The sequence below is a fragment of the Streptomyces sp. NPDC050448 genome, assembly GCF_040655295.1.
Classification (GTDB): Bacteria; Actinomycetota; Actinomycetes; order Streptomycetales; family Streptomycetaceae; genus Streptomyces.
Genome location: NZ_JBFAJR010000003.1, coordinates 189,117 through 195,236, shown reverse-complemented (window position 1 = coordinate 195,236; position 6,120 = coordinate 189,117). Strand labels below are relative to the sequence as shown.

Annotated in this window: 9 protein-coding genes and 1 tRNA gene; 3 read left to right on the top strand and 7 right to left on the bottom strand. The window is 66.9% G+C overall.

Annotation, left to right across the window (positions count from 1 at the left end):
• Positions 1–61 precede the first annotated feature (61 nt).
• Positions 62–135 (bottom strand) — tRNA-Gly (locus tag AB0I68_RS05855).
• Positions 136–615: 480 nt separating this feature from the next.
• Between AB0I68_RS05855 and dcd the strand changes: the two genes are divergently transcribed.
• The 3 genes from dcd to AB0I68_RS05840 are packed head-to-tail and all read left to right on the top strand — an operon-like array spanning position 616 to position 2,132.
• Positions 616–1,203: a dCTP deaminase gene (dcd, locus tag AB0I68_RS05850; protein WP_266627206.1), complete on the top strand. Its 588-nt coding sequence runs from the start codon at positions 616–618 to the stop codon at positions 1,201–1,203.
• Positions 1,200–1,589: a phosphoribosyltransferase family protein gene (locus AB0I68_RS05845; protein WP_363175937.1), complete on the top strand. Its 390-nt coding sequence runs from the start codon at positions 1,200–1,202 to the stop codon at positions 1,587–1,589. Before dcd ends, AB0I68_RS05845 begins: the two co-directional genes overlap by 4 nt.
• Before the next feature lie 45 nt (positions 1,590–1,634).
• On the top strand, positions 1,635–2,132 hold the full coding sequence (locus AB0I68_RS05840; protein WP_360633485.1) for a phosphoribosyltransferase: 498 nt from the start codon (positions 1,635–1,637) through the stop codon (positions 2,130–2,132).
• Positions 2,133–2,222: 90 nt separating this feature from the next.
• On the opposite strand, the gene AB0I68_RS05835 is transcribed toward AB0I68_RS05840, so the two are convergent.
• The 6 genes from AB0I68_RS05835 to AB0I68_RS05810 all read right to left on the bottom strand — a co-directional run bounded on the left by AB0I68_RS05835 (position 2,223) and on the right by AB0I68_RS05810 (position 6,119).
• Positions 2,223–3,023 carry an aminoglycoside phosphotransferase gene (locus AB0I68_RS05835; RefSeq protein WP_363176114.1) on the bottom strand — a complete coding sequence of 267 codons (801 nt, stop codon included), beginning with the start codon at positions 3,021–3,023 and terminating at the stop codon, positions 2,223–2,225.
• Between the two features lie 82 nt (positions 3,024–3,105).
• Positions 3,106–3,237 (bottom strand): hypothetical protein, encoded by a 132-nt coding sequence (locus tag AB0I68_RS05830; RefSeq protein WP_277817323.1) that lies wholly within the window; start codon positions 3,235–3,237, stop codon positions 3,106–3,108.
• A 14-nt stretch (positions 3,238–3,251) separates the two neighbouring features.
• Complete coding sequence (locus AB0I68_RS05825; RefSeq protein ID WP_363175936.1) at positions 3,252–4,367, bottom strand: radical SAM protein; 1,116 nt, start codon at positions 4,365–4,367, stop codon at positions 3,252–3,254.
• Positions 4,348–5,163, bottom strand: coding sequence for a hypothetical protein (locus AB0I68_RS05820; protein ID WP_363175935.1), 816 nt, complete (start codon positions 5,161–5,163; stop codon positions 4,348–4,350). The genes AB0I68_RS05825 and AB0I68_RS05820 overlap by 20 nt, the downstream gene beginning before the upstream one ends.
• Positions 5,160–5,609: a hypothetical protein gene (locus AB0I68_RS05815; protein ID WP_363175934.1), complete on the bottom strand. Its 450-nt coding sequence runs from the start codon at positions 5,607–5,609 to the stop codon at positions 5,160–5,162. Before AB0I68_RS05815 ends, AB0I68_RS05820 begins: the two co-directional genes overlap by 4 nt.
• Before the next feature lie 309 nt (positions 5,610–5,918).
• Positions 5,919–6,119 carry a DUF397 domain-containing protein gene (locus AB0I68_RS05810; RefSeq protein ID WP_363175933.1) on the bottom strand — a complete coding sequence of 67 codons (201 nt, stop codon included), beginning with the start codon at positions 6,117–6,119 and terminating at the stop codon, positions 5,919–5,921.
• Between the last annotated feature and the right edge of the window lies 1 nt (position 6,120).

The following is a 6,120-nucleotide window of genomic DNA, read 5'->3' as shown; positions in this document are numbered from 1 at the left end:
GCGGGCTCTGAGAGGTCTAGACAACAAACAAGCCCCAGGTCTGCGACCTGGGGCTTTGCAATGGAGCGGATGACGGGAATCGAACCCGCGCTATAAGCTTGGGAAGCTCATGTTCTACCATTAAACTACATCCGCACAGCGTTCCAGTTGCCTGGAGCGGTATCGTTGCACACTCTACCCCATGATCGACCCCCGGTGAATCGGCCGCGGGGTCGTCGTCGTGTGTGGGGTGCACGGAGGCTCGTGGGGGCGGGAGTTGGGGCGTAACGTACGGGTGCGGAGTGGCACTCGAAGGCCGCTGGAGTGGCAGCTGGAGCGGGTCGCGATCATCCCCTAATGTGGCGATTCGTCGCAGTACGGCAGGTTGGGGAAAGGGACTCGATGGAGAACACCGTCGTCCGTTGTGCCGAAGGGCACGTTTTCAGTACCGCTTCGTTCCCGCTGCAGCACCTCGGTGCCGGCCGGATCGGGCCCGGGCGGCTGCTGCGGTGCCCGCGGTGTGCGCGGCTGAGGCATGCCGTGCCGGTCGGGAACGCCGTCAAGCGATAGGCGGAGAGGCGCGCGGGCTCCCCTCTCGATTGCGGGTGGCCCGCGCGCACTGCGTATCCTCGGGACGTGCTTCTCTCTGACAAAGACATCCGGGCCGAGATCGACAGCGGACGGGTTCGCATCGACCCGTTCGAGGAATCGATGGTGCAGCCCTCCAGCATCGATGTACGTCTCGACCGCTTTTTCCGGGTGTTCGAGAACCACCGCTACGCCCACATCGATCCTGCGGTCGAGCAGCCCGACCTGACCCGGATGGTCGAGCCGGAAGGCGACGAGGCCTTCATCCTGCACCCGGGGGAGTTCGTACTCGCCTCGACGTACGAGGTCATCTCGCTGCCCGAGGACATCGCCTCCAGACTGGAGGGGAAGTCCAGCCTGGGCCGCCTGGGGCTGGTGACGCATTCGACCGCCGGGTTCATCGACCCCGGCTTCTCGGGGCACGTCACGCTCGAGCTGTCGAACCTCGCCACCCTCCCGATCAAGCTGTGGCCCGGGATGAAGATCGGGCAACTGTGCATGTTCCGGCTCAGCTCGCCCGCCGAGTTCCCGTACGGGAGCGAGCGGTACGGATCGCGGTACCAGGGCCAGCGCGGTCCGACGGCCTCGCGCTCCTTCCAGAACTTCCACCGCACTCAGGTGAGGCACGAGGCATGAGTGAAGTACGAGAGAACCTGAACTACGAGGGCTTCGGACGCGCCGTCCGCGAGCTGGCGCAGACCATCGCCGACGACGGCTACGAGCCCGACATCATCCTGAGCATCGCCCGCGGCGGCGTCTTCGTCGCCGGCGGTCTGGCGTACGCGCTCGACTGCAAGAACATCCACCTGGTGAACGTCGAGTTCTACACGGGTGTCGGGACCACGCTGGTTGTCCCGAGCGCGACCTCGTGTAGTGATCACCGGGATGAACTCGGGACCACGTTGGTTGTCCCGAGTAAATCACACGGGCGGGTGCAGCGAGCCGTTTCTCGCAGGTCAACCCGTCGCCCCGTTTCCGCCCGTCGGTGTGCCGGTGCGCGCCGCCCGGCCGGCCGCATCTGAATCACCCGAGTGCGGCTCTGAGGGCTGCGAAGGACACTGAACGCTGTGACTGACGTACGCGAGACTCTGAACTACGAGGGCTTTGGTCGGGCGGTGCGCGAGCTCGCGCAGACGATTGCCGACGATGGGTACGAGCCCGACATCATCCTGAGCATCGCCCGCGGCGGCGTGTTCGTGGCCGGCGGTCTGGCGTATGCGCTGGACTGCAAAAACATTCACCTCGTGAATGTTGAATTTTACACAGGAGTGGGCACCACTCTTGAAATGCCCGTTATGTTGGCACCTGTTCCCGAGGCGATCGACTTCACCGACAAAAAGGTGCTGATCGCCGACGACGTCGCCGACACCGGCAAGACGCTCAAGCTCGTCCACGACTTCTGCCTCGGGCACGTCGCCGAAGTGCGGTCCGCGGTCATCTACGAGAAGTCGCACAGCCTCGTGAAGTGCGAGTACGTGTGGAAGAAGACCGACGATTGGATCGAGTTTCCGTGGTCGACGGAACCGCCGGTCGTCAAGCGCGAGGGCCAGGTGCTCGACGCCTGACCGGCGCCCGCCGCTGAACATGACTCCGCCCGCCGAGCGCATCCTGCGCCGGCGGGCGGAGTCATGTGGGCGTGCCTATGAGCGGGTCGGTCACCGGCGGCGGTAGCTGGCCCATTGCTCCGCGGCTGCGGCGAGGGATTGTTTCCATGGGACCTCGGGCGAGTCGGCCGCGATGCTGGCCCATAGACGCTTCTGTGCCGTGGCGAAGACGTCGAGTGCGCGGGCGGTTGCGGTGGCCCATGCGGGGGTCTTGGCTGCCCATAGCTCGGCGTCTGCGGGCGTGTGGCCGGCGGCCACGAGCCAGACGACCCAACAGGCTGCGTCGATCCATGCGGCGCCGCGGGTGGGCCATGCCCAGTCGATCACGCGGGCGGCGTCGTTGACGATCAGGACGTTGTCGGGTGTCCAGTCGGTGTGTAGCAGCGTGTCGCCTCGGAGCAGTGCGGCGTCGTCGGGGTTGTCGACGTAGTCGGCGAGCCGCTGCTCGATCTGCTTGAGCTCGATGTCGGCGGGGGCGCGCACGGTGGAAAGGGTGATGATCGCCTCGGCGACGAGGGGGAGGTCGTTCGTTCCGGGGCGGTAGTCGGCAGGGCGGCCGTCGAGGTGCTCGAACCCGAGCAGGTTCCACTCGTCGACTTCGATGGTCCAGAGCAGGCGGGGCGCGAGCGGGGCGACGTACGGGTTGATGGTGGCTTCGCGCTTCTGTGTCCACACGCGAGGGTGATCGCGGCGCAGCCCCTTGACGAAGATGCGGCCGGCGCGGGTGTCGAGGGTGGCGGCGATCTCGCTGTTCAGTCCGCCGTCGGCGGTCGAGGCCGCATAGATCGGCCCGGTGCGGGCGGCGACAGCGTCGCGGGTGGCGGTCGGTAGGTCTTCCCAGTGCATTCTCATGGTCACCACGGCGGGAGTGTAGGGCTGAAACGGTGCCGGGGCCGCCCGCGCAGTGCGGGCGGCCCCGGTGTGGTGTGGCGGCCTAGTAGGGGTTGTCCTCCCCGCAGCCGCGCATCACCTCGTTGCCGGCGACGGCGTCGAGGTCGTCGACGAATTCGATCTCATCGTCGACGGCCGGCCGCTTGGTGATCTGTACGGCGACAGCAATGCTCATGGGTTCACCTCCCTTCAGGCGTGTTGGCAGTAGCGGTTCAGAGGCGAGTCGGCCTTGCGGTGCAGCTTCACGAGCGGCATACAGGTGGTGCAGCTCTTTTGGAGGCTGCACCCGGTGCAGCCGCCCTGACGCTGTAGTGCTTGGTCGGCGAAACCTCCGAGCCGGGACAGACCCGCGACCCCGTCCCGCAGCAGCGGAATCGTGTGGTCGCGGGAGATTTTGCAGACGCTCGCCAGGCCGATCGGGGACACGTTCAATGACGTGTGGCCGGCGTCGCATCCGGTGAAGGGGGTACGGGGGTTCAGGTATTCGGGGGCCTGTAGCGCGAGAGGCTCGGCGCCGCCGGCGAAGCTCGGCGACATGTGGCTGTACTCGCGAACGCGGGGCGCGTACTGCGCGGCGAGTGCGCGCATGGCGGGGGCCTCGTGCGCGTTCTCCCGTGTGATGACCACGCTGAGGGACAGCGGCAGGCCAGCCTCGCGCGCGGCGGATAGTCCGCGCATGAACTTCTTGAACGCGCCGCGGCGCCGGGTGAACCCGTCGAACGTTGCTTCGGTGGCCCCGTAGACGCTCATGGTGACGCGGTACGGACGGCGGGCAGTGAGCAGGTCGAGCACGCGCGGCCGGAACAGCGTCGAGCCGTTGGTGAGGATCTCCACCATCATGCCGAGGTCGTAGGCGAGCTCGTACGTCTCGGGAAAATGGCGGTCGATGGTGCACTCGCCGCCGCCGAGCTCGATCCACAGCACGCCGGCGTCGCGCAGGATGTGCAGCAGTTTCTGCCGCGGCTCCCAGGGCAGACCCTCGTGCCTCTTGTCGCCGTAGATGCAGTGATCGCACGCCCAGTTGCATCCGTTGTTGACCTCGTACGAGGCGCGGCCGTGCCCGTGGGGGGAGTAGTCGCGCACCAGTAGGGCGCTGCTCGACAGATTTCCGCCGAGGTCGAGGCCCCACTGCTTAAGCGCGGCGGTGTGCAGCCATGTGGGGATGGGGCTGCTGTCTTCGGCGCTCTGGCGTAGTTCGAGGTAGTGATGCCCCTTGATCTTGACGCCTCTCGCGTCCCCCGGGCGTAACACGAGGAACTGATCGAGGAACGGGGCGACGATCAGTTCATGAGTAGGTACCGGCATGGGCCCCCCACGTGAGAGTGAACAGGGTCAGGGCGTGCAGTTGGCTGCGGGCAGGGGCCCATTGGTGCCACAGGGCCTCGAACTCGCGCTCGGCGCTCGGCAGGGTGAGGCCGGGGGCGGCGCGGCGGGCCCACGTGCGCACGGCGAGGTCGGCGTGCGGGTAAACGGAGTGGTCACCGGTGAAGTCGGCCGCGGCTGCTGCCGCGGTCCATGGGCCGATGTACGGGACCTCGACGAGTTCTTTGATGAGGCTTTCGGCGTCGAGGGTGGCCCAGTGGTCGCCGCGGTCGAGGTAGGCACGCGCTGCGGCGCGTAGCCCCTTGCGGCTGAATTTGGCGCCGACCTCGGCGAACCCGTCATCGGAGATTTGGAGGACGAGCGCGGGTACCGGGGCCACAGGTAGGGGGCCGGCCGGAGTATCGAAGGTGCGTCCGTACGCGGTGTAGTAGGCGTGGTGACGCTTCCGTGCCTGCGTGGCGGTCACCACCTGCCGGAGCAGGGCGGTCGTGATCGCGTCCCAGAGTGAGGGGTTCGTAAGCCGTGCGACCGTGCCGAGAGACACCAACTCGTCGAGGAGCAGCGCCCCCTCGGCGGCCGTGGGCAGGTCGACCGCGGACGTGTAGGCGACGGGGGGCTGCTCGTCGGCGTCGGCGTCGAGGGGGCGCAGCAGCAGGTGCTCGCGCTCGCGCTCCCAGTGGGCGAGCCATGCGGCACCCTGGTGCTCGACGACGCGTACGGGCTCGCCGCCCGGGGTCTCGTGCCAGCCCGGGTGTTCCGTGATGATCGTGGTACTCATGTGCTCAATTCCCGTCGCTTTTGCTGTGGCTGAACCTCACAGTCGGCGGAATGCGCGGGGGTGAGCGAGAGAAATCGGACGGGCCGAACCCGCCACTCGGCACACGTCCCGTCCCGCAGAATGATCGTGAAGCCGGTTGCCTCGCCGCGGTAAAGGGCGGAGACCGCTTGCAACCATCCGCTTCCATCGACCCATTCGAGTGCGCGCGCTATCTCGTGGCGAGTCAAGGTGAAGACGTGGGCACCGCGGATATCCACACGCAGGGCCCGAACCGCGGCTCGGGGGTTCGCGACCACCTGCAACGGCGCGCGCACCTCGACCGGTCCACCCGCGCGCTTGTAGCGCACCCGCTCGATAACAACGCCCATCCCAACGGCGTGGTCGTGGTCGGTCCACACCTGCAACCTTGGACCCTTGGCGGCCGGGTGACGGCGTAGCACCTGCATTCGTACCTCCCTGCCACGGCATCTTGGTTGCACTCTGCCGGGCCAGTGTTGGAACGGCGGGCAGGGTGCAACCTCGGGGAGAACTTTGCCCAACGGGTACAGCTACGGGCAGAGTTGTGCCACGTCAGCCGCGGTACGGGCGGCGAATCCGCCCCTGCTGTGGTGACGCAGTGAGACCGTAGCGCCACGTATAATGAGGTTGCAAGGGTGGACCGGTACAAACATGCAGACTGGCATATGCAAAAACCCCCCGGCCCTGGTCAGGTGGGGGGTTGGAAGCGCTTGCGGCGCCGAGGGTGCCGGTACGGGCTAGTTGACGAAGTGGTCGAACTCGCCAGCCTTCACACCCGCGATGAACGCTGCGAGCTTCTCGGGTGACGTGGTGATGATGCTCGCCGGGTCGTCACTCTCGCAGAGCAGGATCTCGCCCTCGTGCTTGGCGACGTGCAGGCACTGCTCGCCGCCGCCCCCGGAGAAGCTCGACTTCTGCCAGTTGAATTCGCTGTTCATC

Bases quoted from the DNA above. Each gene is read 5' to 3' on its own strand.
- AB0I68_RS05845 (WP_363175937.1), top strand. From the start codon at position 1,200: ATGAGTGAAGTACGAGAGAACCTGAACTACGAGGGCTTCGGACGCGCC.
- AB0I68_RS05835 (WP_363176114.1), bottom strand. From the start codon at position 3,023: ATGAGAATGCACTGGGAAGACCTACCGACCGCCACCCGCGACGCTGTC.
- AB0I68_RS05830 (WP_277817323.1), bottom strand. From the start codon at position 3,237: ATGAGCATTGCTGTCGCCGTACAGATCACCAAGCGGCCGGCCGTCGAC.
- AB0I68_RS05825 (WP_363175936.1), bottom strand. From the start codon at position 4,367: ATGCCGGTACCTACTCATGAACTGATCGTCGCCCCGTTCCTCGATCAG.
- AB0I68_RS05820 (WP_363175935.1), bottom strand. From the start codon at position 5,163: ATGAGTACCACGATCATCACGGAACACCCGGGCTGGCACGAGACCCCG.
- AB0I68_RS05815 (WP_363175934.1), bottom strand. From the start codon at position 5,609: ATGCAGGTGCTACGCCGTCACCCGGCCGCCAAGGGTCCAAGGTTGCAG.
- AB0I68_RS05810 (WP_363175933.1), bottom strand. From the start codon at position 6,119: ATGAACAGCGAATTCAACTGGCAGAAGTCGAGCTTCTCCGGGGGCGGC.